Origin of the sequence: Alkalibacillus haloalkaliphilus, from assembly GCF_007991275.1 — a bacterium.
Classification (GTDB): Bacteria; Bacillota; Bacilli; order Bacillales; family Alkalibacillaceae; genus Alkalibacillus; species Alkalibacillus haloalkaliphilus.
In genome coordinates, this window is record NZ_BJYA01000024.1 from 36,143 (window position 1) to 61,735 (window position 25,593).

General features: G+C 36.6%; 27 protein-coding genes. 20 read left to right on the forward strand and 7 right to left on the reverse strand.

Features of this window, described 5'->3' with window-relative positions; genetic code table 11:
• Positions 1-48 precede the first annotated feature (48 nt).
• The 3 genes from AHA02nite_RS14265 (at position 49) to AHA02nite_RS14275 (ending at position 3,884) form a co-directional block, all read left to right on the forward strand.
• Positions 49-867: an alpha/beta fold hydrolase gene (locus AHA02nite_RS14265; protein WP_146818504.1), complete on the forward strand. Its 819-nt coding sequence runs from the start codon at positions 49-51 to the stop codon at positions 865-867.
• A 114-nt stretch (positions 868-981) separates the two neighbouring features.
• A complete protein-coding gene (locus tag AHA02nite_RS14270; RefSeq protein WP_146818454.1) occupies positions 982-3,000 on the forward strand; it encodes a prolyl oligopeptidase family serine peptidase in 2,019 nt (672 codons plus the stop codon).
• Between the two features lie 104 nt (positions 3,001-3,104).
• The gene (locus AHA02nite_RS14275; protein WP_146818456.1) at positions 3,105-3,884 is read left to right on the forward strand and encodes an alpha/beta fold hydrolase; all 780 of its coding nucleotides are present in this window, start codon (positions 3,105-3,107) and stop codon (positions 3,882-3,884) included.
• Positions 3,885-3,933: 49 nt separating this feature from the next.
• Here AHA02nite_RS14275 and AHA02nite_RS14280 read toward each other — a convergent pair whose 3' ends face one another.
• Positions 3,934-5,241: a cytochrome P450 gene (locus AHA02nite_RS14280; protein WP_246118874.1), complete on the reverse strand. Its 1,308-nt coding sequence runs from the start codon at positions 5,239-5,241 to the stop codon at positions 3,934-3,936.
• Between the two features lie 169 nt (positions 5,242-5,410).
• On the opposite strand from AHA02nite_RS14280, the gene AHA02nite_RS14285 reads away from it, so the two are divergent.
• From AHA02nite_RS14285 to AHA02nite_RS14315, 8 genes are all read left to right on the forward strand, one after another.
• Positions 5,411-6,400, forward strand: coding sequence for a PstS family phosphate ABC transporter substrate-binding protein (locus AHA02nite_RS14285; protein WP_146818460.1), 990 nt, complete (start codon positions 5,411-5,413; stop codon positions 6,398-6,400).
• A 64-nt stretch (positions 6,401-6,464) separates the two neighbouring features.
• The gene (pstC, locus tag AHA02nite_RS14290; RefSeq protein WP_246118875.1) at positions 6,465-7,457 is read left to right on the forward strand and encodes a phosphate ABC transporter permease subunit PstC; all 993 of its coding nucleotides are present in this window, start codon (positions 6,465-6,467) and stop codon (positions 7,455-7,457) included.
• Complete coding sequence (gene pstA, locus AHA02nite_RS14295; RefSeq protein ID WP_146818462.1) at positions 7,450-8,325, forward strand: phosphate ABC transporter permease PstA; 876 nt, start codon at positions 7,450-7,452, stop codon at positions 8,323-8,325. The genes pstC and pstA overlap by 8 nt, the downstream gene beginning before the upstream one ends.
• A gap of 37 nt (positions 8,326-8,362) precedes the next feature.
• Complete coding sequence (gene pstB / locus AHA02nite_RS14300) at positions 8,363-9,190, forward strand: phosphate ABC transporter ATP-binding protein PstB (RefSeq protein ID WP_146818464.1); 828 nt, start codon at positions 8,363-8,365, stop codon at positions 9,188-9,190.
• Between the two features lie 92 nt (positions 9,191-9,282).
• Entirely contained in the window at positions 9,283-9,963 is a 681-nt protein-coding gene (locus AHA02nite_RS14305; protein ID WP_146818466.1) for a response regulator transcription factor, read from the forward strand.
• Between the two features lie 93 nt (positions 9,964-10,056).
• Positions 10,057-10,386 carry a hypothetical protein gene (locus AHA02nite_RS14310; protein ID WP_146818468.1) on the forward strand — a complete coding sequence of 110 codons (330 nt, stop codon included), beginning with the start codon at positions 10,057-10,059 and terminating at the stop codon, positions 10,384-10,386.
• Positions 10,386-10,514 (forward strand): hypothetical protein, encoded by a 129-nt coding sequence (locus tag AHA02nite_RS15400; protein ID WP_281284106.1) that lies wholly within the window; start codon positions 10,386-10,388, stop codon positions 10,512-10,514. Before AHA02nite_RS14310 ends, AHA02nite_RS15400 begins: the two co-directional genes overlap by 1 nt.
• 125 nt (positions 10,515-10,639) lie before the next feature.
• Positions 10,640-11,602: an alpha/beta fold hydrolase gene (locus AHA02nite_RS14315; protein ID WP_170236118.1), complete on the forward strand. Its 963-nt coding sequence runs from the start codon at positions 10,640-10,642 to the stop codon at positions 11,600-11,602.
• Between the two features lie 69 nt (positions 11,603-11,671).
• Here the strand turns inward: AHA02nite_RS14315 and AHA02nite_RS14320 are convergent, their stop codons facing one another.
• The 5 genes from AHA02nite_RS14320 to AHA02nite_RS14340 form a co-directional block, all read right to left on the reverse strand.
• Positions 11,672-12,352 (reverse strand): hypothetical protein, encoded by a 681-nt coding sequence (locus tag AHA02nite_RS14320; RefSeq protein WP_146818470.1) that lies wholly within the window; start codon positions 12,350-12,352, stop codon positions 11,672-11,674.
• A gap of 28 nt (positions 12,353-12,380) precedes the next feature.
• On the reverse strand, positions 12,381-13,283 hold the full coding sequence (locus AHA02nite_RS14325; RefSeq protein WP_146818472.1) for an ATP-binding cassette domain-containing protein: 903 nt from the start codon (positions 13,281-13,283) through the stop codon (positions 12,381-12,383).
• The gene (locus AHA02nite_RS14330) at positions 13,276-14,430 is read right to left on the reverse strand and encodes a hypothetical protein (protein ID WP_146818474.1); all 1,155 of its coding nucleotides are present in this window, start codon (positions 14,428-14,430) and stop codon (positions 13,276-13,278) included. Before AHA02nite_RS14330 ends, AHA02nite_RS14325 begins: the two co-directional genes overlap by 8 nt.
• A gap of 23 nt (positions 14,431-14,453) precedes the next feature.
• Positions 14,454-15,659 carry an ABC transporter permease subunit gene (locus AHA02nite_RS14335; RefSeq protein ID WP_146818476.1) on the reverse strand — a complete coding sequence of 402 codons (1,206 nt, stop codon included), beginning with the start codon at positions 15,657-15,659 and terminating at the stop codon, positions 14,454-14,456.
• A gap of 320 nt (positions 15,660-15,979) precedes the next feature.
• Entirely contained in the window at positions 15,980-16,591 is a 612-nt protein-coding gene (locus tag AHA02nite_RS14340) for a peroxiredoxin (RefSeq protein WP_281284107.1), read from the reverse strand.
• A gap of 339 nt (positions 16,592-16,930) precedes the next feature.
• On the opposite strand from AHA02nite_RS14340, the gene AHA02nite_RS14350 reads away from it, so the two are divergent.
• Both AHA02nite_RS14350 and AHA02nite_RS14355 read left to right on the forward strand, forming a co-directional pair.
• Positions 16,931-17,935 (forward strand): DUF3231 family protein, encoded by a 1,005-nt coding sequence (locus AHA02nite_RS14350; RefSeq protein WP_146818482.1) that lies wholly within the window; start codon positions 16,931-16,933, stop codon positions 17,933-17,935.
• A gap of 10 nt (positions 17,936-17,945) precedes the next feature.
• A complete protein-coding gene (locus AHA02nite_RS14355) occupies positions 17,946-18,434 on the forward strand; it encodes a hypothetical protein (RefSeq protein WP_146818484.1) in 489 nt (162 codons plus the stop codon).
• Between the two features lie 3 nt (positions 18,435-18,437).
• Here the strand turns inward: AHA02nite_RS14355 and AHA02nite_RS14360 are convergent, their stop codons facing one another.
• Positions 18,438-19,352, reverse strand: coding sequence for a DUF4349 domain-containing protein (locus AHA02nite_RS14360; protein WP_146818486.1), 915 nt, complete (start codon positions 19,350-19,352; stop codon positions 18,438-18,440).
• Between the two features lie 156 nt (positions 19,353-19,508).
• On the opposite strand from AHA02nite_RS14360, the gene AHA02nite_RS14365 reads away from it, so the two are divergent.
• From AHA02nite_RS14365 to trmL, 7 genes are all read left to right on the forward strand, one after another.
• Complete coding sequence (locus AHA02nite_RS14365; protein ID WP_146818488.1) at positions 19,509-20,165, forward strand: TVP38/TMEM64 family protein; 657 nt, start codon at positions 19,509-19,511, stop codon at positions 20,163-20,165.
• 19 nt (positions 20,166-20,184) lie between these two features.
• The gene (locus AHA02nite_RS14370; RefSeq protein ID WP_146818490.1) at positions 20,185-21,879 is read left to right on the forward strand and encodes an ABC-ATPase domain-containing protein; all 1,695 of its coding nucleotides are present in this window, start codon (positions 20,185-20,187) and stop codon (positions 21,877-21,879) included.
• 31 nt (positions 21,880-21,910) lie between these two features.
• Positions 21,911-23,056 carry a tRNA epoxyqueuosine(34) reductase QueG gene (gene queG, locus AHA02nite_RS14375; RefSeq protein WP_146818492.1) on the forward strand — a complete coding sequence of 382 codons (1,146 nt, stop codon included), beginning with the start codon at positions 21,911-21,913 and terminating at the stop codon, positions 23,054-23,056.
• Positions 23,057-23,169: 113 nt separating this feature from the next.
• The gene (locus AHA02nite_RS14380; RefSeq protein ID WP_146818494.1) at positions 23,170-23,646 is read left to right on the forward strand and encodes a hypothetical protein; all 477 of its coding nucleotides are present in this window, start codon (positions 23,170-23,172) and stop codon (positions 23,644-23,646) included.
• Positions 23,643-24,134 carry a hypothetical protein gene (locus AHA02nite_RS14385; RefSeq protein WP_146818496.1) on the forward strand — a complete coding sequence of 164 codons (492 nt, stop codon included), beginning with the start codon at positions 23,643-23,645 and terminating at the stop codon, positions 24,132-24,134. The genes AHA02nite_RS14380 and AHA02nite_RS14385 overlap by 4 nt, the downstream gene beginning before the upstream one ends.
• A gap of 23 nt (positions 24,135-24,157) precedes the next feature.
• Complete coding sequence (locus tag AHA02nite_RS15405) at positions 24,158-24,685, forward strand: methylated-DNA--[protein]-cysteine S-methyltransferase (RefSeq protein WP_146818498.1); 528 nt, start codon at positions 24,158-24,160, stop codon at positions 24,683-24,685.
• Between the two features lie 51 nt (positions 24,686-24,736).
• Positions 24,737-25,210: a tRNA (uridine(34)/cytosine(34)/5-carboxymethylaminomethyluridine(34)-2'-O)-methyltransferase TrmL gene (gene trmL / locus AHA02nite_RS14395; protein ID WP_146818500.1), complete on the forward strand. Its 474-nt coding sequence runs from the start codon at positions 24,737-24,739 to the stop codon at positions 25,208-25,210.
• The last annotated feature ends 383 nt before the right edge of the window (positions 25,211-25,593 follow it).

Here is a 25,593-nt window from a genome sequence, read left to right on the forward strand (position 1 = left end):
ATAACATACAACTTACTTATGATTAACATAAAAGAGGAAGCGATCAACGTGGGTGAAACAATTAAAAAAGAAACGATTAACATATTGGACGTTGAAGTTTATTGCGAACATTCGATAAGTGAAAAGCCACCAATCATTCTAATTCACGGATTTTTAGCTTCGACATTTACTTATAATCAAATTGTGCCAAACTTATCAAAACAATACTCGGTTTTATTAGTTGATTTGCCTGGGTTTGGACGAAGTGAGAAATCGACAACGTTTAACTATTCCTTTGAAAATTATACGAAGCTCATCTTAGCGATTATGGACCACTTTAAACTGGAGAGCGCCTTTTTTGTCGGACATTCAATGGGTGGTCAAGTGTCTTTGAACGTGGCAAAATACGCTCCTGATCGTGTGAAGAAAATTGTTCTGTTATGTAGTTCGGGTTATTTAAAAAAGGCTAACCGTTTTTTACGTTACGGGTCTTATTTGCCATTATTTCATTGGTACGCCTATCGCTATTTTCAAAAGAAAGATGTACGCGGAGTTATGGAGCGCGTCTTGTATGATCATTCGTTAATTACTAATGAAATGATGGAAGAGTATAAACGGCCATTAATGGAACAAGATTTTTATAAGTCATTATTAAGGTTATTAAGACATCGAGAAGGTGACTTATCAACTGAAGAGTTAAAGCAAATTAATACACCGACGTTGCTGATTTGGGGTAAAGAAGACGAAATCGTCCCATTAAAGGTAGGGGAAAAGTTAAATGACGACTTGCCGAATTCTGAATTAGTCGTTTATGAAAAAGCAGGGCACCTAATTACAGATGAAAAGCCGAAAGAAGTGTATGAGCAAATTGTAGAGTTTGCAAAGTAAAACGCTTGGGGACAGGTCCTAGGCGTTTTTTTATACATCAATTTATCATAAATTAGTTGAGCAAGCAGGAAATTCATTTCGTGTAACGAATTATATAAGGAGAGGAGGGGTTGTATGACAGTTGTTAAAAGAAGTAACGTCGTTGAAGATTTTCACGGGACGCAAGTTGAAGACCCGTATCGTTGGTTAGAAGACCCAAAAAGTAAAGATACGTTAAGTTGGGTTGAAGAGGTAGGAAAGCAGTGTGATAGCTACTTCCATAACGCTAAATCGAAAGAAGAAGATCGCGAAAGGTTAACGGAATTATGGAATTTTCCGAAGTATTTTGTACCGAAGCGCGTGAAGGACAAGTTGTTTTATCAAAAAAATGATGGGTTACAAAATCAAGCAGTGCTATATGTACAAGATCGTAACGGAGAGAAAGTCGTCATTGATCCGAATCAATTAAGCGATGATGGAACAGTTGCCATGACTAATTGTACAGCAAGTTCAGATGGACGTTATGTCGCCTATGCAACATCGACCCACGGTAGTGACTGGCAAGAAGTTTATGTAAAGGATGTTGAAACGGGTGAAACGTTAAATGATCATTTACAATGGTTAAAGTTTACACCAATTAAGTGGGCTCCTGACGATTCAGGCTTTTTCTATAGCCGTTATCCACATCCTGATACTGTGAGTGAAGAAGAGCAAGGTCAGCACCATAAAGTTTATTATCATCGTATTGGCACTGACCAAAGTGAAGATGAGTTAATTTATGAGCGACCAGATGCGAAAGATTACTTGTTCTTTCCTAGCATTACACATGAAGGCGATTATATCTTTTTAAATGTTAATGTTGGAACGTCAGCACAAAACCGTTTCTACGTAAAAAAATATGGTACAGACGAAGAGTTTCACCGTTTGTTAGATGATGCAGATGCTCAATATACTTATGTTCATAATGAGGGGGCGCGTTTTTACTTTTTAACGAATTTAGATGCGCCGAAAAACCGCCTTATTGCCATTGATCTTAATGAGCCTGAACGTGAAAACTGGGAAGAAGTAATTGCTGAACAAGAAGATTCGATGCATGCTGTTCGTTTCTTAAATGGTCAATTTGTCATTGCTTTTTTACATGATGCTCATCACCAACTTTACGTTTATCATTTAGACGGTTCAAAAAGTCATCCAATCGATGTGCCGATGTTAGGTTCGATTACAGATTTAACCGGAAAGCACGATGAAGCTGAAATGTATTTCGGTATGACGTCATATTTAAGTCCAACAGCTGTTTATCGATATGACATTGAAAAAGATGAGTTATCGACTTATGCTGAATCAGAACTAGCGATCGAAACGTCTCAGTTTGAAACGGTTCAGGAGTTTTACACATCTAAAGACGGTACAAGGGTGCCGGTGTTTATTACGAAGCGAAAAGACTTGCCTTTAGACGGTGAGAATCCTGTCATTTTATTCGGGTACGGTGGATTTAATATTAGTTTAACGCCTGCATTTAACCCAGCTGTATTACGTTGGTTAGAAAAAGGTGGCGTATACGCTGTCGCCAACTTACGTGGTGGTTCAGAATACGGTGAAAATTGGCATGAAGCAGGTATGCTTGAGAATAAGCAAAACGTATTTGATGATTTTATTTCAGCAGGAGAATATTTAATTGAGCAAAATTATACGAAGAAAGAAAAGTTATCAATTATGGGTGGTTCTAACGGTGGCTTGTTAGTAGCGGCTTGTATGGTGCAACGACCTGATTTATTTGGTGCTGTCATTTGTCGGGTACCTGTTATTGATATGCTTCGTTATCATAAGTTTACGATCGGTAAGTTTTGGATTCCTGAATTCGGAAGTGCTGAAAATCCAGAGCAATTTAAGTATTTATATGAGTACTCTCCACTTCACAACGTTCAACAAGGCGTGAAGTATCCACCCGTATTAATTGCGACAGCAGCAAGTGATGATCGTGTTGTGCCAGCACACGCGAAGAAGTTTCATGCAACCTTACAAGAAAAAACACCTGAAACGACGTCTGTGCTGCGGTTAGAGTCAAAGGCAGGGCATGGTTTAGGAAAGCCAACGTCAAAATTGATCGATGAATGGGTTGATTTTTACGCATTTTTAGACAAAGAGCTTGGGTAAAAAAGAAGCAGTAGAGGGCGAACCTCTGCTGCTTTTTTTATGCATGCTTTAGTTATTTCTAGACAAGTTAAGTATAGTCTAGTTTTGCTTTGGAGGTCTTTAAATTGCCTTATGTAAAAGTTAATGGCGTTAAGCTATATTACAACGTAAAAGGAAGTGGTGAACCGATTTTACTCATTCATTGTCCACTGTTTCCTAGTCAAGTGATGAAAGCTCAGAGTCGAAATTTATCAAAATCTTATCAAGTTATTAATGTCGACTTAAGAGGGCACGGAAGAAGTACATCAACGAAAGAAAAGTGGGATTTTGTTACGATTGTTGAAGACCTTAAAGAATTGTTGGACCATTTGAAAATTAGCCCTGTATGGGTTTGTGGCTATTCAGCAGGTTGTTCAATTGCATTTGATTTAGCGTTAAGAGCTCCTAATTATGTAAAAGGGTTAATCCAAGTTGGAGCAGTAGATGAAGTAGCTAGTCCCATTTTAACGACAATTGCTAAAGGCGGAGCGAAAGTATCGAGTCAAGGAATAACCAATATAATTGCCGTGTTTGGAGCGCTTAGCAATACGAAGAAGCCATACGTTTTATTCCCATTAATTAAAGAGTCGTTTAAGACGAATCCAACAGATGCCGCAGCCTTTTATGATGCCTACTTAAAAACAAGTTACTCAGGAAATCTTTCTGAAATTGACCAACCGACTTTGCTCGTTTATGGCGAGCACGATCCACTTTTAGGACGTTATGGTTTCAATATTGTGACGAAAATGCCTGATTGTCAGATTGAAGTTATAAAAGGTGGGCGCCACCAAATTCCAGCTAATAAGAGTGAAGAATTGAATATATTAATTCATCAATTTGTTTCAGGTAAGGTTAGGGAAGAGTAAAGAAATCGGCGAACATTAAGTATAGGTGTTCGCCGATTTCTTTACTAATCTAAATAACTGGACGAGTTTGAACGTCGAGTATCAAATCTTCAATGGATTCTTTAGTACGCTTAACATTTTTCATGATGAAATGGCTGTTCGGAAGTGTTGGTATGCGATTTAAGTCGTAGTTAAAATCTTGGTCTGGAACATCGTATGATAAGTGATCCACAAAATACTTGTAAAAGGACCGCATCACCATAACCGTTAACCATTCACCAGCACACCGGTGACCAATGTGATGATCGCCTCCGCCTTGTGGGACGAAGCTGAACGGACTTCCTTTCCAATTGATAAAACGCTCAGGTTTGAACTCATTTGGTGACTCCCAATCATCTTCGTGCATGTTTGTCCCATATAAGTCTAAAACGACGAGAAGATCCTTTTTAAAATGATAGTCTTGCCAGTAAAAGCTTTTTTTCACTTTGGCAGCCATTGCTGGAGCAAAGGGGTAAAAGCGTCTAACTTCTTGGGCAAACATATGGCTATAGTCGTTTTCATCTTTTTTCATTTTGAAATAAGTATCTGGGTATTGGTGTAGAGCGAGTGCTCCAAAAATAATCCAATAAGCTGTTGCGAGAAGCGGGCGGTACGTATTATTGAGTTCTACAGCTGCTGTTTGTAAATCCAACAACTTTCCGTTAGGTTCTCGATGGTTTGAAATGATATAGGCCGATGTATATGCAGGCGGTTGATATTTTCCTGCTCGAATCTTCTTTATGATCTCTTTAAGCCATTTTTCATGACTGTCACGAGCTCTTTTTCCATTTCGATAACGCGACACCGATCCGCCAAAAGAATCGACCATATGGGTTAACTCTTCGGTCCTCTTTTTGACATCTTTCTCTTCTAATGGAACACCAGCCCATTTTAATCCTGTTCTAGTTAAGATTTCGTTCAACTCATCGAACAACACGACTTGTTTTTGGTTCTCCCATTGTTTAGCTTTTGCATCTAACTCTTGTAAGGCGATGTTTTTCATTGCTTCGAGTCGTTCGGGTGTAATTAGAGATAAATGCATTCGCTTTCGTTGTTTATGTTGCTCCCCGTCTAACCCATGAACACCACCTTGTCCGAGTAATGTTTGTTTTAGCGGTAGAGGGGCTGCGCCTTTTCTTTTAAAAATCGTGTTGTCATAAAACAATTCTGCTGCTTCTTTTCCAGCCATACAGACTGCTTTCTTCCCCATAAGCCGTGTTTCGAATAGATCAGAATTTAATTTCTTTCTAGTCTGAGGCAAGAAATGAAACCCTTGTTTAATAAGCGTTAAAGTATGGTCAATTCCATCTGTTTTTGGAATTGGTTTTTTAATATGCATTTGATTCATTCCTTTCAAGGATTACGACAATCATCCATACGTTATTGTTTCTACAAAACAACTATTTTATGAAAATCTAAACGAAATATTAACAAAGCATTAATATAGGCTTAATAGTTCGAGTGTACTCTTCTAATTGTAAGGCAAATAACAAAGAGGGGGATTTTTAATGAAGAGTGTATTAAAGAAAGCGACATTACTTATTGGGCTTGTTGTGTTATTAGGATTATTCGTTGGATGCACACAAGAAGATGAGACTGAGCCTTCTGAAGAAGCTGAAGGTGTTGTATCGGCAAGTGAAAGTGATGATGACGATCAAACTCTAGAAGAAGGTCCAGAAGGTTATTTAAGAGCTCAAGGATCTGATACGATGGTTAACCTTGGTCAAGCATTTGCTGAAGCTTATATGTCCGAATTCCAAGGTAGTGTAGCTGTTACCGGAGGGGGAAGTGGTACTGGTATTGCTGCTTTAATTAATGATGATGTTGAAATCGCACAAGCATCAAGGTCGTTTTCAGACGAAGAGTTAGAAGAGGCTAAAAATAATAACGTTGATGTTCATCAGTTTGTTGTTGGGCAAGATGGTCTTGCAGTTTACACGAATGAAAATAACCCTATCGAAGAGTTAACAGTACAACAAGTTAAAGATGTTTTTACAGGTGAAATCACTGAATGGTCAGAACTAGGATGGGATGAAGGAGGAGAAATCTCAGTATTCTCACGTCAAAGCAACTCTGGAACTTACGTTTATTTTAATGAAAATATTATGGACGGTGAAGATTGGGCACCAGGAGCACAGTTCATGTCAGGTTCTGCAGCTCTAGTTGAAGGCATATCACAAGATTTAAGCGGAATTGGCTATAGTGGTATTGGATATAACGTAGATACAGTAAATGTAGCAAACGTAGCTATTGATGAAGATCACGATTACGTATCACCTTTAGAAGCAGACAACATTAATGATGGATCATACCCGATTGCTAGACCACTCTATTTTTACACTAATGGTGTGCCAGAGGGGTTAATGCTACATTACTTAAATTGGGTAATAAAATCAGATGAAGCGCAAGAACAATTAAATGCAACTGGATTTTATGGTGTAGGAAACTATGAGGAACAAAATAAAGAATTGTATGAAGAACTAGATTTGGAGTACTAAATGGCTTAGGTTGCCAAGGAGTTACTCAACTCCTTGGTAAACATATTTTGAAAGGGGAATAGTCGTGCGGTTACCCAGTTTAAAGACGAATGTTGAATCAACTCAATCAGTAGTTGTAACAAAGCAGAAATTAACACAGAAATCTTTCGTAACAAACTTAGGCGATTATTTAATGGAAAAATTGTTTCTCTTATTAGGGACATTAGCGATTTTTATTCTACTTTTAATTGTTGGGTTTTTAATTCGTGAAGGAAGTGACGCTTTAAGAGAGGTAGGGATTTCTGAATTTATTTTTGGCCAAAGTTGGTACCCTTCTTCAAGTGAACCACGTTACGGTGCGTTACCGTTTATAATTAGCTCGGTCATGGTCACCGTTGGTGCTTTGCTACTAGCAGTGCCATGGGGGATCTTTACAGCCATCTTTATATCAGAGATTGCTCCAAAACGGTTAAAGGAGATGTTGAAGCCTGTAGTCGAGATCTTTGCTATTTTCCCTTCAGTCGTTTTAGGCTTTATTGCTTTAATCGTCATATCTCCTATTGTGGCCAATGTATTTGGTTTATCAAATGGTTTAACAGCTGTCACAGCAGCAGTTATTTTATCTGTAATGGCTTTGCCAACCATTATTAGCATCGCAGAAGATTCACTTAATAGTGTGCCGAGTGATTTTAAAGAAGGAGCCTATGCGTTAGGTGCAACGAAATGGGAAGTTATTAAAAATATATCGCTACCTGCAGCTAAATCAGGAATCATTGCAGCGGTTATGCTCGGGTTCGGTCGTGCTGTTGGTGAGACGATGACGGTTTTAATGGCGGCGGGTAATGCAATTGATATGCCAATTCAACATTTTCTAGGTCTTACAGTCCCTGACTTTTTAACGTCTGTAAGAACTTTAACAGCGAATATTGCCATTGAAGGCTCTGATGTCGCATGGGGAAGCTTGCATTATAGTGCTTTGTTTGTTGTCGGTATGATTCTATTTGTCATTACATTTATCGTTAATTTAATCGCAGATCTATTAATTAACAGGCAGAGAGGAGCTTTACGTAATGACTAATGCCGCTTTGACTAAGAAAAAACGTTACACTCAGTCGCTCTGGGTTACAGTGTGTTCACTGTTTACTGCCATTACAGTCGGGACATTACTATTCTTGTTTTATTGGATTGTTGTTGGTGGAGCTGAAGTTATAAGTTGGTCGTTTATAACACAAATGCCTGAACAGAATATGACAGCAGGTGGAATTTGGCCCGCTTTAGTAGGTACTGTCTATGTCTCTTTATTAACTATAGCAATTTCGGTCCCACTTGGAATTGGTGCAGCTATTTACTTAAACGAGTATGCGAAGCAAGGACGGCTCGTTAGACTCATTCGTTTGTCTATTCGTAACTTATCTGGTGTTCCTTCCATCGTTTATGGATTATTTGGTCTTGGGTTGTTTGCTGCGACTTTCGGTTTTGGTCGTAGTTTGATCGCTGCAGCCCTAACGTTAGCGATTATGGTGTTGCCATGGGTGATTACAGGGGCAGAAGAAGCGCTAAAAGCTGTGCCAAGATCTTTTCGAGAAGGTGGCTTAGCATTAGGAGCGACGAGGTGGCAAATGATTAGGCAACTTGTTTTGCCATCTGCTATACCGGGAATGGCAACCGGCTCGATATTAGGCCTTGCACGTGCAGCGGGTGAGACAGCTCCAATTATACTTACGGGTGCTGCTTATTATTTACCAATCATTCCTCATGATATAAAAGAACAATTTATGGCGTTGCCTTATCATTTATATATTTTAGCAACACAACACTCTGAAACTGCAACAGTAAGGCCAATTGCTTATGGTACTGCATTAGTATTAATCCTATTAGTTATTTTACTTAATAGTGTTGCAATTTTTATACGTAATTATTATCGCCGCAAAAATGAATGGTTATAGAAAGAAAGTGTAAGTCATTACTTTTAGGAGGGTTAAAATGGGGATTAAGGAAGTTGAACCAGTACAGATTAATGTTAAAGAACAATTTGAAGCACGTGTATCAGAAAGTGTAAGAGATGTGTTTCAAGTTGAGGAACTAAGCCTCTGGTATGGGACAAATCAAGCATTAAATAGTATTAGTTTTAGTGTTAAAGAAAAGCAAGTTACAGCGATTATAGGACCTTCAGGTTGTGGTAAATCAACATTTTTAAAGACTTTAAACCGAATGGTTGAGTTAAATACCAATGTTCAAACAAGAGGGAGTATTATTTACCAAGATGTAGACGTATTTGATCCGAAAGTTAATCTCGTTGAGTTGCGCAGTGCAATTGGCATGGTATTTCAAAAGCCAAATCCATTTGCTAAATCGATTTTTGACAATGTTGCTTTTGGACCGAAAATTCATGGAGTTAGAAATAAGAAAAAGTTAAAAGAAGTTGTGGAGTTATGTTTAAAACGAGTTGGGTTATGGGACGAAGTAAAAGATCGTTTGAATGACAGTGCTTTAAGCCTATCAGGCGGTCAACAACAACGCCTTTGTATTGCTAGGTGTTTAGCAGTTGAACCAGAAGTCATTTTAATGGATGAACCAACAAGTGCTCTTGACCCAATTTCTTCAGCTAAAGTAGAAAACTTAATAGAAGAACTGAAAGAATTATATAGCATCGTTGTTGTCACCCACAATATGCAACAGGCAGCTAGAATATCAGATCACACTGCTTTTTTCTTACATGGAGAGTTAGTTGAGTATGATCGAACAGATCGGATCTTTTCAAATCCTCAAGATCAACGTACGAAGGATTATGTCACTGGTCGTTTTGGCTAAGTGAATAAATTTACAAACTCTTAACACTACTCGATTTATTACTCATGTAGAATGGAATTAGAAGGCATTCTGTTCTTGAGGGAGAGGTTAATGTGACTGGTAAAGTGTTAGTTGTCGACGATGAAGCATCAATCATTGCATTAGTACAGCACCATTTAGAGCAGTTAGGTTATAAAGTAGAATCAGTACAAGATGGTAAAGAAGCTTTAAATTTAATTAGGTTTAACAACTATGACCTTGTCGTTTTAGATGTTATGCTACCTAACTTAGATGGAATGGAAATTTGTAAAGAACTGAGAATAGAACACCATAACGTACCTATATTAATGCTGACAGCGAAAGATGATGAAGTTAATAAAATATTAGGGTTAGAGTTTGGTGCGGATGATTATATGACTAAACCCTTTAGCCCTCAAGAGTTAGTGGCAAGGGTAAAGGCTTTGATGAGAAGAACGCACCAATTTAATGACCAGGCTGTTCACAAGGAAGTAATCACGATTGGTGAGCTTGAGATTTATGTTAAAGAGTATGAAGTCTATTTCAAGGGTAATCCATTAGTTCTTACTCCTAAAGAGTTTGAGTTATTATTATATTTAGCACAACATCAAGGTCAAGCGTTATCACGAGATCAGTTAATGACTGCTTTATGGGGATATGAATATATCATTGAAACCCGTATCGTCGATGTACATATTGCACATCTTCGAGAGAAGTTAAATAAACATTATATTAAAACGATAAGAGGCGTTGGTTATAAAATGTTAGCTGATTAGGCAGGTTGGATGACCTGTCTTTTTTTTATGTATAACTAGACACTCACACACTAAATGAACAAATCATAAACTGTGTTGAGGAGGTGCTTCTTAGTGGAACGACACTCGAAGCGGAAGCGAACAAGTAAAAGTTATGCAAAACAATACCCTAAAATAACGGACTATTCTGTAGCTGACTTGTATAGAGGGAAGCACCTAGACTTAATTACAGCTGCACTATTATTAACTGGAAAATTAAAAGTTGATTCCGTTGAACTATTTCGAAATAACCCGGCAGTTGAAGTAACATTACTCGGGCGTTATATGATGCCTAAAAAAGAACATATTAATGCTTTAGAAGAGTTCCTTGAAGAGAATGGAGACTTGACATTGGATGAAATATTTGAGGCTTTAAATAAAAGGTTGGAAAAGGAAGGGTTATAATGAGTGGATTTGATGGGATTGGATTATCGAATGCAATAATGCTCGTCATACTCGTATTGCTATTAATTTACGGATCTACAAATATTGCTAGTTTATCTGATGGTCCTGATTATGAAGATGATTTATAAGTTGTAAGCGTCTAATTGAACCGTTAGACGCTTTTTAAAATTAGTTACCAATAAATGATAAAACATTCTGACATCTTCCCTGTTATACTAGATACATAGTCGCTTTTTATAGGGGGAGAGCATCTATGAGAAAGAGAAAATGGATTATCATTATAGGGGCAAGTTTTTTAACACTATTATTAATCGTTAATATATTTGCGAGTAATTTCTTTTATAACTTAGCGATCAAAAGTGATGAAAAAGAATTCCTTGTCGAAGATGAAGATTTAGTCGTTTCAGCGAGTGCAATGAATGTGTTTTTAGAAGGTGGATGGCGTGAATGGGTTAATACGCAACCATTTGAACATTGGGAATTAGAGTCGTTTGATGGCTTAAAGTTAAAAGGCTATTACTTAGAGTCTGAAGAAGTAACTGATCAAACAGTTGTCTTCGCCCATGGCTATCTTGGCAGAGGAAGAGATATGGCTCTATACGGACAGTATTATTATGAAGAGTTAGGTTATAATGTGTTGTTATCTGATTTAAGAGGGCATGGAGATAGTGAAGGGGATTACATTGGCTTTGGTTGGCATGATCGATTAGATTTAATTGACTGGGTTAACCGAGTTGTTGAACATCAAGGGCCGGAGACAGAAATTGTTTTACACGGCTTATCTATGGGGGCTGCGGCTGTACTCATGGCAAGTGGTGAAGAGCTGCCTGACCAAGTTAAAGCCATTGTAGCAGACAGCGGATATACAGGGGTATACGACTTGTTTGAATATCAAATGGAACGGATGTACAACCTACCGTCATTTCCAGTTTTACCGACAACTAGCCTAGTGACAAAAGTAAGAGCAGATTATTCTTTAAAAGAAGCATCAGCATTAGACCAAGTGAAACAAGCAGAAGTCCCAATTTTATATTTTCACGGTAAAAAAGATGCGTTTGTTCCAACGTCAATGACAGAAAAGTTATATGAAGCAACTAATAGTGAAGCGGAAATTAAATTGTTCGAAGATGCAGGGCATGGTGAAGCTTTTGCGATTTATGAGGAAGTTTATGTAGAGAAATTAAATGACTTTTTATATCGATTTGTTTCAAACTAGGTTTCAACAAATTTATTAAACCCAGGTGTTCATGCAGCACCTGGGTTTAATTATGATTTAATTCGGTTTCTATTGAGGTTCAAAATGAATATATGAAATTTCAGTGATGCGTAATATTTGTCCTTCTTCTAGAGTGACTTCACTTTCTGTACTTCCAAACTCACTACCCATCACTTCATATACTTGAGTATCCTTGTTATTACTATGGATTTGGAGATACCCTATTCTGGATGATGAGCTAATAAGGTAATCACCGGGTTCTATGTCGACTCCGACCTCCCAATGTCCAGCTGTTAAATTATTTGACTGCTGTTCTTCTGCCGGTGTAACCATAACGGAGTTGAAACCAGCATCTGCATGGATTGTGAAGTCTTCATCTATATCGACTGTTATACTCCCAACACCATAATCACTTCCTAAAATGTCATGAAAGATTAAATCATCATGATCATTATATACATTAATATTACCGGAAACACTTCCGGTAATTTCATAACGTCCCGGTGATAAAGAGAGTGTTTCACCGTCGCCGTGCACATAATCAAGGAAAACTTCATCTTGTGAATATTGCTCATCACGTAATTCCCGGTTTGTATAAGGAGCTACTGTTTGACCTAACATTTCATTTTTTTCTTCACCAATGATTTTTTGTTGTTGGTCCGTGTACACTTCAGATACTTCCGTTTCCGATTCAACATTACAACTAGCTAACAACAGTCCAACGATTAATATTGGAATAACTCGTTTCATTCGTTCCATGCCTCCCAATATGGAGAAACTAATATATTGTTTCATGATAGTACTTCTCATAATATTCAATTGTACCGAGTGGACCTATAGAAATTTCAGATGTTTTATATTGTAATGCTCGTTTAATCCAAGCCGTTTGTTCATCTTGTTCTAATTGATTAATCGGTATACATAGTAGATTATTAGCGATGAATTCATGTTCATCTGGTAATGTGTAACGATTTTTCATATCAGTGTAATATGATGAATGGATTTGTATTTTAATATAATCGTTTTGATTATAATGTAAGTGGTGTTCATGGACAATTTTTCCGTCTTTTAAAAAGATAACGCGATCCGCATATAGATCTAAGTTTTCAAGTAAGTGTGACGCGACGAAAATCACTTTGTTTTGTTGTTTCATCTCCATTAGTATATTTGAGATTAACGAGACATTAGATAAGTCAAGTCCATTCATAACTTCGTCCATGAGCATAATGGGAGTATCTGCAGCTGCCATCATCGCAAAACATAACCTTTGCCTCATTCCTAAAGAATACGTTTTGACTTTCTTTTTAACATAACCTTCCATATTTAAACGGTTAATAATTGGTTTTACATCCTTAGTATGACCTTGCCACATATTGGCATAAAGCTTTAAATGATCTACCCCAGTCAACTCTTCAAATAAATCTCTTTGTTCGGGGAAAGTTGCCATTTGTTTGTGGATTTCAATTTCATCTTTTTCTGTTTTAAACGTATGTTGGTCGTCAATTTCAACATAGCCTTCATCAGGTTTTAAAAAGTTAGCCATTACGTTAAACATTGTCGTTTTACCAGTTCCGTTTGGTGCAGCTACACCAATAATTTCACCTGGATCTGCATGGAATGATAATTGATCTAAGACATTATTATCTTTGTAGGATAGCGTTATGTTTTTTAATTTAATCACTACGGGCACTCCTTTCTTGTTGGGATGACCAATTGAAATTAATGTAGTTCAGTTTATGAACTATATAAATGGCAAAAGTTAAAATGATTGACCCAATGGTTAACCACGTTACAGCATGGGTGTAGTTCAAGTTAGTAGTCATTTCAAGTTCACCTGACATAACACTCGTAATATCAATAAATTGAATGAATAATTGTAATGGTGATTCAATACCAACCTGCGTCATTAAAGTTGGAATGAGTAAAATACCAAGCGCAACTAGAATAGTAGCGTAAGCGTTTTTAAGTATTAGGTTTAGTAATAAGGTTAACAAGAGGGTGAAAATGGTGATCACAACATAGGCTACTATAATTAATAGTAAATATTCCCATGTTGCAATTGCATGAAATTCCCCATTACTATAAAAAAGCACTGGATACATGAAGTGCCCAAAATCTGTATGGTTTGATGAATAAAATAAACCTATAAGAGCACCAATTGTTAAAGAAGTAAAGATAAATAAGAAATGTAACGTTACCTTACTCAATACTTTTTTCATAAACGATATTGGAAAGCCATTCATTACAGTACGGTGATGTCTTTCGTAAATGAGTGAGTCACTACTACTTAGCACAACAATAAAATAGAAAAAGATCCCACTTAAAAAAGTAAATGCAGCTATCATATAACTATTTGTTGTAACTCCTTCAGCTTGAAGTGGTATATTGTTGTTATCAATATAGCTAATGATTGCATCATCTTTCTCTACTTCTTCTCTAGGTACAATTAAGTGATCTGGAATTTCATCATAACCAATCTCATGAATTTCTAACCTAAGTTCAATTAGCTCAGGCATACTTTCGACATAGGCCTCATGATCAGACCCTGCTCCTAAATAATATTTTTGAAAGTTAATGATTGAATTTTGCTCTAATAAATTTCGGTGTAGCTCTTCGTTATTTTCCTCTAAGTCTTCTTGGATGTAATTAAAAATTGAATTCATCATATCACCTTCTGCATATTTCTCATGATATAATGAATACGTGTCTGCTTGGCTATATATCATAAAATATATAGGGAAGAACAGAATTAACAAAAAAGACACAAGCCACATCTTTTTACTTTTAATGAGTAATTTAGCTTCGAATGAAAAGTATTTCCAAAACATAGAAAAATCCCTTTCTGATTCAATTAATAAAACCGTCGTTTATTAATGACCTTTGATGTAATCCAGAGCATCAATTCAATTATTACTAATGTAATAGTTAATACGATAATTCCTTTTACATAGGTAATGGATTCAACATTAATTAAGAAGTTCATCTCACCAGTGATGACTTTACCGAACTCAAAATACGTTTGCGGAAAGTAACTCAAGTCAAAACCGAATAGCTCACGCTTACTTCTGCTAAAGTAAGTAAATTGCACAAACAGTAATAAGGTGCTTGTAGCGAAAACAACCCAATAATTTTTGAATAGTAAGCTAAACCATAAGTTTAATCGAATAAAAAGCAGCATCAATATTGGTATAAGGCTCAGTGCCATTAAGTAAAATTGAAGCATAGAAATGGTGCCATAGTCATCTAATAAAAAATTGCTTTGACCAATCATAATTGGTACACGTAATTGCAAGGAGCCAAATCCAGATTGTAATGCTATGGCGATTAAACCAAGCGAAAAGATAGAAATGAACGTGACGATGCTGTATAAAAAAGCAGCGAACGATTTAGCGTTTATTATTTTATACCAATTCATTGGTAAGCCTTGTAATAATGTTTTATTTTCTCGGTTTTTTACAAGGATGTCACTACTAAAATAAATCGCCATAAAAATAATTAAATAAGTTACAGGGCTTAACAAAATATTTTTCCCAGCTTGTACAGCTGTTTTTTCTTCAATCATTGGGTACGTTACGTTTATGTCTTCTTCCACAAAGCCTTGGTAACGCAGTAAGGTTTGATGATAAAGGTGTTGTGTATCTTTTCCTGGGATTGGTGAATCTTCAAAAAGGTGTCGGTGCCTTGAAAGGAAATCCATTTTATTTCCTTGCAAACCTTGAAGCCTAAGAAGTGAAAAACGGATAAAGTTGTTTTGGTCATAAGCATTAAGCATACGGTTATGTATTCTAATATAAAAGTCGTCTTTAGCGTATAGAGTTTCTCCAGCAAATGGACTATAACCTGTTGCACCTCGGTTTTGTCGATTACTTTGCAACGTTTCAAGGTCACTCAATTCTTCTTTTAGTTCTTGTTCATGTATAGTCTCGATGGTTTCTTGGTTTGGGAGAATGAAAAAGCTGTAGATAAGAGAAAGGGCTAACAAAAAAGCAATGAAGTAGTTATTCTTTTTACTCCTAAACAATAGTTTCAGCTCATGTTTTATATAATAAAAAGTCATAATTGTTACTCCTTTAGAAGGTTGGTAAGATTGTAAATAAATTTTTATATTGAAATAGTGAAAATTTAATTACTATTTTACCAAATAAAGTAATTAATTAATAGTTTAATTTTTGTGATTTTTTAAAATTTTGTATCTAGTGTTCATTTAAATAATCCTAAATAGGAGGGACTGATATGATAAAAAAACTGTGGCAATCGCTATGACCTTCACAAAAACTAATATTCCTGGTAGGAATTATATTTGTTGTAGGAACGTTTGTTAATCGGGTCTTATAAAAGTATGTAAAAAGCCGGATTGCTTTGCAATCCGGCTTCACTTTATATTCTCCCGATATCTTCAGGTCTTCTAGGGATACCTGGCATACCTGGAACCCAATCTCCAGGGACACCTAACCCTGTCTCACGTCCAAATTGAATTCCTTGTATAAGACGTAACAGCTCTTGACTGTTACGCCCAACTTCACGTGGGTAAGTAATCTTAGAAACAATTGTACCTTCTGGGTCAACGAGTACAGTTGTGCGAAATGCAGCACCACTTTGTTCGTCGAGAGTGCGGTAAGCTCGACTAATTAATTGGTTACGATCACTGACTAAAGGATATTGGACTTGGCGTGCTGAAGGTGAAATTTCTTTAAAAATTTTATGCGCGTAAACACTATCAGTACTAATCGCTAAAATTTCAGTGTTAAGATCCTGCAACTCAGGATATATAGCAGCAACTGCTGCTAATTCAGTTGGTCAAACGAATGTAAAATCACTAGCATAAAAAAAGAGTACAACCCAAGAACCTCTGTAGTCTTCGAGATTTACTTGTTGTATTTCACCATTAACAATCGCTTCAGCTGTAAATAATGGAGCTGGATCGTCGCGGCTCGCTGTAAACGGAAGAGGTTCGTTTGCAAAATCTTCAACAGTTAAATAATTAGACAAAAGATAACCTCCTTTCGTTTAAATATATGAAGGCAAAACAAAATAATGAAAAGGGGGTTATTTCCTGCCTTTATTATTGGTAGTTGGAATTGCAGTCACATTTTTTATAAATAACATGTTAAAAGAAACTTGTTCAATGACATTGAATACTATGGTTGAACTGACAAAAGCTAATTTTATCTTTTCTTTCTTATTTAAGAAATAATAGCACAATATAGCATGAATGAAACTTTAAAAAACTTAATGTTTTATATGGTAAATTAAAACCATTTTATGAATGTTCCTCACGTTATAGGAGAGTATAACAGTATGAGACTTTGAAAAACGGAGGAACGACTTATGACAACAGATAGTATTCGCTTAACAGCTCCAGAAGTATCAGAACTTTGGGGAGCATATATGAATGATTCACTTACGGTGTGTGTGATGAAAAACTTCTTAAATAAGGTCGAGGACGGTGAGATTAGACCTTTAGTTGAAAATAGCCTTACGACTGCGCTTAACCATTTACAAGAGATCGAAGCTATATTCAACCACGAAGGTTACCCTATTCCTGTCGCTTTTAGTGAAAATGAAGATGTAGATATTAATTCACCTCGAATCTTTTCAGATGGTTATATGCTCGAGTACTTGAGGGAGATGGGGCAAATTGGAATGAAAGCTTACAGCTCGGCTGTAGCTTTTTCGACAAGGTCAGATGTTTACCAGTATTTTGCTCGAGGGTTACAGGAAACGCAGCAGTTGCATGAGCAAGCCGTTCAAGTGTCATTAAGACAAGGCACTTACATGCGTCCACCGATCTTACCAATTCCAAAAAAACCTGATTTTGTTAAAAAACAAAGCTTTTTACAAGGATGGTTTGGTAATAGACGCCCTGTAACTGGACCAGAGGTGTCTCATTTATTCTCAAACATTCAACGTAATGCATTAGGAGCCGCTACAATGGCAGGTTTTGCACAAACAACTCAATCTAAGGATTTAAGGCAATATTTTCAACGTGGTAAAGATATTGCGAATAAACATATTGAGATTTTTAGTTCAATTCTACGAGAAAATGACTTGCCAGTGCCGATGACGTGGGATACAGAAGTAACGGATAGCACTTCATTCGTATTCTCAGATAAGTTGATGTTATATCAAACGACCTCTTTAAATGCATTAGGGTTATCATACTATGGGTTAAGCATTGCTAATAGCCCTAGGCATGATTTAGGCGTTCATTATACGAGGTTGATGGCTGAAGTGGCTCAATATACTCAAGACGGCACAAACATGATGATTGATCACGGGTGGTTAGAGCAGCCACCACAAGCTGCAGAGCGGGACAAACTAAAAAACGAGTAGAGGTTTTTTTATGAAAAAGGATAAACGTGTGGAAGCTATTATATGGAGTATTGCTCTTCCAGGGTTTGCTCAGTTGCTCAATAAAAGTTATATAAAAGGTATTTTCTTCATTTTGTTAGAGATTATTATTAATGTTCAAGCTCGGTTTAATTACATCATTATTCCGAGCTTTCAAGGGAACACTGATGTAGCGATTGAAGCAACTAATTACCAATGGATTATGTTTTATCCGTGTCTGTATATGTTCGCCATGTGGGATGCTTATACAGATGCTGGTGGTGGTCAAAAACCTCTATCCTATATCCCGTTTGCTTCTGCGGCTTTTTTAGGAACAATAGGTGTTATAGTTTCACCAACGTTTCAAATTATGGGAGTGCTTTTAGGGCCGATTTGGACAGGGATTTTGGCACATATCGTTGGATTTATTATAGGTATTTTTATTATGAAATTGCTACGAAGCATTGTTGACTTTGATGAAGAAGAGCCGAGTGAAAGCTAACCTTCACTCGGTGTTGTTTTGCTTCTTACGTTTTAGAATAATAAATAGAGCGATCGCAGTTAAAGGGATTAATATCGGTGAAAGTCCAATTGTAAAAACAAATAGTTGTGAAAATACATTAATTAAGACGTTAAGTGTATTCATGAGTAATTGTTGTGCTCGTTCAATCGTATTTAGAGAATTTTGGTCTTGAATTTCTGGTATATCTATTCGTTGTTCTTGAATATTAATGTGGACCGTTGAATAGCTACTATGGTTTTCTAAGTAATCCATTCGTCCTTTTAGTTGTTCAATTTCTTCTTGTACGTGCGACAAATCGTTAGAGACTGCAAGCAGATCTTCTGTACTTTCTGCTTCATCTAAAAAGTTAAGTAACCTTTCCTCAACCGCCTCTTTAGAACGTAAGCGAGACTCTAAGTCAACGTATTCTTCTGTAACATCTTGCCCTTGGATTGATTTTTCAGTAATAACCGTATGTTCACCTTCGATATTGTTCATGAAGTCATGAAACTGTTCTTCTGGTAAGCGTGCAACAATTGACCCTGTCTTAAAGTCATCTTCATGTTCATATTGTGAAGCTTCAACAATATAACCGTTTCTTCCTTCGATTTGATTTGTTAATCTTCTCTCTGCTTCATCGAAGTTTGGTACTTCAACCGAAAGCCTACCGGTATAAATAACCATTCGACTTTGGTTATGATCAACTGGCTCGTCATAGTCAGCAGCTGACGACTGTTCTTCTGCTTCTTCACTGTGATCAGCCATCTCTCTTTCTTCAACTACACCTACATCGCCATCTTCAGCAGTATGATAGGTTTCTTCATTCAAACTATCGTCATTTGAGCAAGCATACAAACTTGTAAAAAAAATAAACAATAAAAATATAAAATAAACCCGAACCCGCTTACGTTTTAACATTTAATCAATGCCCCCCATTAATTTACATAGTATTGTAGTAGACGGTTTTAAATTCACTTTGTTACAAACTAATTAAAAATAAGTTTCGCAAAAAGGGATTGGTACAGGTTTATAACGGGAATTGTGATTAATAAAACTTGGTGAGGGTGAAACGTTTTGGAACGTTTAACGATCGGAAAGTGGGCAATATTGGTTGTGATTGTTATCAGTGTATTTTTGATTAACCAACGAGCGTTCAATATATCACCTGAAGACATTCGTAATTTGATCTATACAGCTGGATGGTTAGCGCCTGTTGTATATATCTTTTTGTATGCATTGCGACCGTTAGTACTCTTTCCAGCTTCAATCTTTTCGATTGTTGCGGGATTAGCTTTCGGTGTTTATTTGGGCGTTATTTTTGCTTTAATTGGTGCGACTTTAAGTGCTATATTGGCCTTTGTAGTTGCCAATCGTTTCGGTGAGAAAGCAGTTCGTTTTCATAAGAAAGGAAAAACAGAATACTACAGACAGAAGTTTGAAGAAAAAGGGTTCTTGTATATATTGATGTTACGATTAATTCCAGTTATTAATTTTGACTTAATTAGTTATACAGCAGGTTTAGCTAAAGTAAAGTTAGCGGATTTTGTAAAAGCTACAATTGTTGGTATTATTCCAGGTACAGTCGTTTATAGTTTAGTCGGTGCCAGCTTAGTTGATGGTAATGTTATGACGATTATAGGAACAGTTACGTTATTCGTTATTGTGATTGTTATTCCTCTTATTTGGAACAACAAGTTTATGCGTGTAATAGAAGACCTTAAACCAGATTAAATGATGGAGGATTGCAGGAATGAAACACTTACAACAACAGTTACAAAAAATTGACCGCAAAAGTTATAAATCATATAAAGACATACAGGGTCAATATCAATTTAAGACGTATTCACTACACATAGATTATGTTCAAGGCGATCCATTTGCATCGCCGTCCAAAATTCGGTTGTTTATTCCAAAACACATTCAATCTGTTCCGGCTGAGTGGCTTCAATCGAAAAACAGGAAAGTATATGCTGAAGACTTTATTGCCAGGCAAGTTAGTCACACGGTTGACAATTTGTCGATGGCGATTAAAGGAAGCGGTAAAAGTGGCATGATCGCCATCGATTCTCCAGACCAACAAATTATAGAACGTACCGCTGTTGAACTTAGTGAAGCAGGATTAACGATTTGTTTGTCAGTTGGTTTACCCGCAAATGGTAGAAGAATTAGTGGGCAGGAAGCAGAGAAATTATTTCTAAAAGCAATACCGCATATCGTACAAAATTCGGCACTATCATTAAACGAACAACGGTTAAATGAAACACTTGAACTCGCTGATCAACATGATGCAATAAGAGATAAAATGAAAGAAGAAGGTTGGATTGCGTTCATTGCTAATGGATCGATTTTACCGCGTTCAAGTGGTATTAGCTCAAAACCATTAAAACAGGCAGTTCCATTCCAAAGCCCGAAAGAAGATGAAGTTTCATTTAGTATTCCTCATCGACAAGATCCGATTACCGGTATGGCTATAAAGAAAGGGATTACGTTAATTGTTGGTGGTGGCTATCATGGTAAAAGTACCTTATTAGAAGCATTAGAGTTAGGCGTTTACGAACATATTTACGGCGATGGGCGAGAGTACGTCTTAACTGATCCTGATGCAGTAAAAATTCGAGCAGAAGATGGACGCAGTATAGCTAATGTGACGATCTCGCCTTTTATTAACAATTTACCTAATGGAACAGATACAGAGACTTTTACAACAGAAAATGCTAGTGGAAGTACATCGCAGGCCGCTAACGTAATGGAAGCGGTGGAAGCGAATAGTTCAACGTTGCTAATTGATGAAGACACGAGTGCAACAAACTTTATGATTAGAGATGAACGAATGCAACAACTAGTAGCTAAAGACCAAGAACCAATCACACCGTTCGTACAAAAAGTAAAGCAGTTAAGGGATGAACTTGATATATCGACTGTGCTAGTCATGGGCGGCTCAGGTGATTATTTTGGTATTGCGGATAACGTTATTAAGATGGACCAGTACGTACCTGTTAATGTGACATCACAAGCTCGATCTATTGCGGAAAATGACCCGAGAGCTCAATATAATGAGTCTGAAACATTCGGTCGTTGGACAAGCCGTAAAATTAATACAAATTCAATTCAGAAAAAGTTAGGCCATAAAGCAAAAGTACAAGCTAAAGGTCAAAAAACGATTATGCTCGGTAAACAAGCAATTGATTTAGCCTTAGTTGAACAAATTGTCGATGATTCCCAAACAAGGATGATCGCAAATATGTTAAAATATATGGCGTTCAGTCGTGAGGAACCTAAGACTGTTTCACAATGGCTCAGTTTATTTGAACGAAGAATAGATGAACAGGGTTTAAGCTTTACCCAAGGACAAAAAGACCAACATCCTGGGGACCTTGCGCGACCTAGAAAATTTGAAATTGCAGCGGCGATTAATCGAATTCGTCAGTTGAAAATAGATTCGTAACGGAAAGTTTTATTAGAAAGGAGGGGTTGTGATGGATTTCAATCAATTAAAACAAGAGTTGTTTGACTACTGTGAGGAGATTAATGTACAAAAGGTTGGGATTGCTTCAACTGACACGTTTGATACGTTAAAACAACGGTTAGTTACACAGCAAGCCTTTAACTACCAATCAGGTTTTGAGAAAGGGACTGTTGAAGAGCGCACAACCCCTACTAAATTGTTACCGAAAGCTCAATCGATCATTTCAATTGCTCTTGCTTACCCTTCAAAAATGAAAGATGCACCTAAGAGTAAAAAAGGGGACCGACGTGGTATTTTTGCCCGTGCATCTTGGGGAAAAGACTATCATGACGTGTTACGTGAAAAGTTAAATTTAATAGGTGAATTTCTTGAAGAGAAAGTTGAAGGAGCTCAGTTTAAAGCAATGGTTGATACCGGTGAGCTGCATGATCGCGCTGTTGCAGAAAGAGCAGGAATCGGATTTGTCGGTAAAAATTGCAACTTAATAACGGATGAGTATGGTTCATGGGTTTATTTAGGAGAGCTTATAACGAATATCCCTTTCGAGCCTGATGAACCAATTGAAGAAGGTTGTGGCGATTGCAACATTTGTGTTGATAAATGCCCAACAGGTGCATTAGTTCAAGGAGGACAATTGAACGCTAGCCGTTGTATTGCCTATCAGACGTTAACGAAAGACTTCTTACCTGATGAATATCGTACGAAGATCGGAAATCGTATTTACGGTTGTGACACGTGCCAAGTTGTTTGCCCTAAAAATAAAGGTGTAGACTTTCACTTACACCCTGAGATGGAACCAGATCCTGAATTGGCAAAGCCTAAACTCGAACCTCTATTAACGATTTCTAATCGAGAGTTTAAAGAGCAATTCGGTTACATGTCAGGCTCTTGGCGAGGTAAAAAGCCGATTCAACGTAATGCGATTATCGCATTAGCTCATTATAAAGAAGTCGAATCTGTTGATACGCTTATTCATCTCATGAAAAAAGACCCTCGTCCAGTTATACGTGGTACAGCAGCGTGGGCAATCGGTAAAATTGGTAGAGAAGATGCTAAACAAGTGCTTGAAAAAGCAAAACTTCATGAACAAGATGAAGATGTATTAGTAGAAATTGATAAAGGGTTGGATTTCCTAAAAGTTCATACAACGACTTAAAGCTTGGCGAATATAGCCAAGCTTTTTTAATTGTCTACTTTTTGAATGTATTAATCGGACTTAAACAAAGAATAATAAACATGTATAAAACATTCCAATTGTAGGAGGAGCTTATGTCAATCGTCGTATATTTTACACTGGCATGGTTATTAATAGGATGCTTTATTGCCATGAATAATAAAATGAATTTAATGGAAAGTACAGTTGTCTTTTTAGTGACACTTGTCGCTTCTATAAATATTTCTTGGATTTTAATCGAAGAAATGGAATTGATCCAAGTAACAGAACAGGCTGAAGAGTATATTAGCTACTTACTTAATCGCAGTGTAATTACTCCTTTAATTGTTATGATTGGTATGAGTTTAATGATTAGAAGCGAAAACGGTGTATTTAAAGCTAGTTCTTATGTTGGAGCTGTCGTTTTGTTAACTGTTGTTAACAATTCTTTGACATACTTTGGAGTGTTTGAATTTGTTAATTGGAATTTCATTTACGATATAATCTACTTTGCAGTTTTAATGTTAATTGCTGTACTGACTTATAAATTTTATCACAACCTTTATGACAAAGAAGCGGTGAAGCAAACATGATGTTATGGGAAGAGTTTGATCGAAACGAAATATTTGTAATTGCGATGCTAATTATTATATATGCCATATTCTTTTGGATGCCTAAGTTATTTCCGAGACATATTACGTTACTATTTTTATTAATTGGTTTCTCAATTCCAATTTTGTTTGACTTCACAATTGGTGGCGGTATGTTAAACTTTTATCAAGTAAATGATTCAAATGCATATGAGCTTACGGATGTATTAACGTATTTTAATTTTGCGCCTTTTGCTTATTTCTATATTTATTTTTATGTCAAGTTCAATATCAATAAAGTAACATTTATACCCTATACATTTGGTTGGACAGTTATTGGGATGGTTTTGGAAGCTGTTAACAAGTTTATGAACGTCATTCATTATCAGAATGGTTATGAACTGTATTATTCAGTTATTATTTTTATTGTCGTACTAACATTCACAGGTTTGTTTTATGAGCTCGTAAAGAAGAAAGATCCAACCTTCTAGATATTAATTTAAGGGGGAGTTTTATGGGGGAAATGAAAATAACAACATACCAATCACCAATTGGAGCTTTAATCATTGGTAGTCGACTTGATTGTTTATATTTCATTGAACATATGAAAGACGATAACAGTACGGATTGGCTCAATAGAAGAAAAAATACTTTTAACCAATACGAAATGGTGCAAGGCTGTTCCTTTAATGGAAGTGTGATCGAACAATTGGAACGTTATTTTAATCAAGAGTCATTAAGTGAAGAAATACCAATGGAACTGGTTGGAACTGATTTTCAAAAGTCGGTGTGGAATGCTCTCATACAAGTTCCTTACGGTCAAACAGTTAAATACCAAGAAATTGCTAAAGCAATTAATAACCCTAAAGCAGTAAGGGCTGTTGGGGGAGCGATTAATAAAAACCCAGTATCAATTTTAATTCCTTGCCATCGCGTAATTGGTAGCAATGGAAGTCTTGTAGGGTATGAAGGTGGTCTTGAACGGAAGAAAGCCTTACTAACTCTTGAAACAAATGATGAAAAATGGTTAAAAATAAACTAATATTTTATGGTATAATACTTCCGTCAGTTAACAAATAAAGAGGTGGAAACATTGGGGTTACACATTGTATTATACCGACCAGAAATTCCAGCTAATACAGGTAACATTGCACGTACCGCTTTGGCAACAAATGCCACGCTGCATTTAATTGGTCCTTTAGGTTTTTCAACAGATGATAAAATGTTAAGACGTGCTGGCCTAGATTATTGGCACGACGTTAATATTAAATTTTACGATTCGTTAGATGAACTGTATGAAGTTTATCCTAAAGGGTCTTTTTATTATATTGAGAATTTCGGGACAAAACATTACACAGACTATGATTATAGTGATCAAGAGGAAGATATCTTTTTCGTTTTCGGAAGAGAAACTGATGGAATTCCAGAAGAGTTGCTTAAAGGTAAAGAAGAACAATGCTTAAGAGTGCATATGACAGAACATGTCCGTTCTTTAAATTTATCAAATACAGCAGCAATTATCATTTATGAAGCATTAAGACAACAAGGATTTCCAAACGTGAAATAAAAGGTTCTAAGTCAAATGTTGAGGTTGAGACTGGGACAAAACTACGCGTATATACACAAAACTCGAACGAAATCATATTGTGAATTCGTTCGTTTTTTCTAATTATCGCTCCATCAAAAGGCTTCGCTTTTACCCGCAGGGCACAAGTGCAACAACTGCTCAAGCTTCCTACGGTCGCTTGTCGCAGTGTTTTCTAATACCTTTCGGCACAATCGATCAAAGCGTCGAAAGACAAAGGCTTCTCGCCAATAACTTTTGTTAGCTTCAGACCGTCATAGTCATCAAATATGCTCTGAACACACGCAACTTTGTCCTAGCGGTATAAAACAAGGATAACAAATAAGGAGTTAGCTTGCTTTTTGTATTTCTGGTTAAAGCACAGA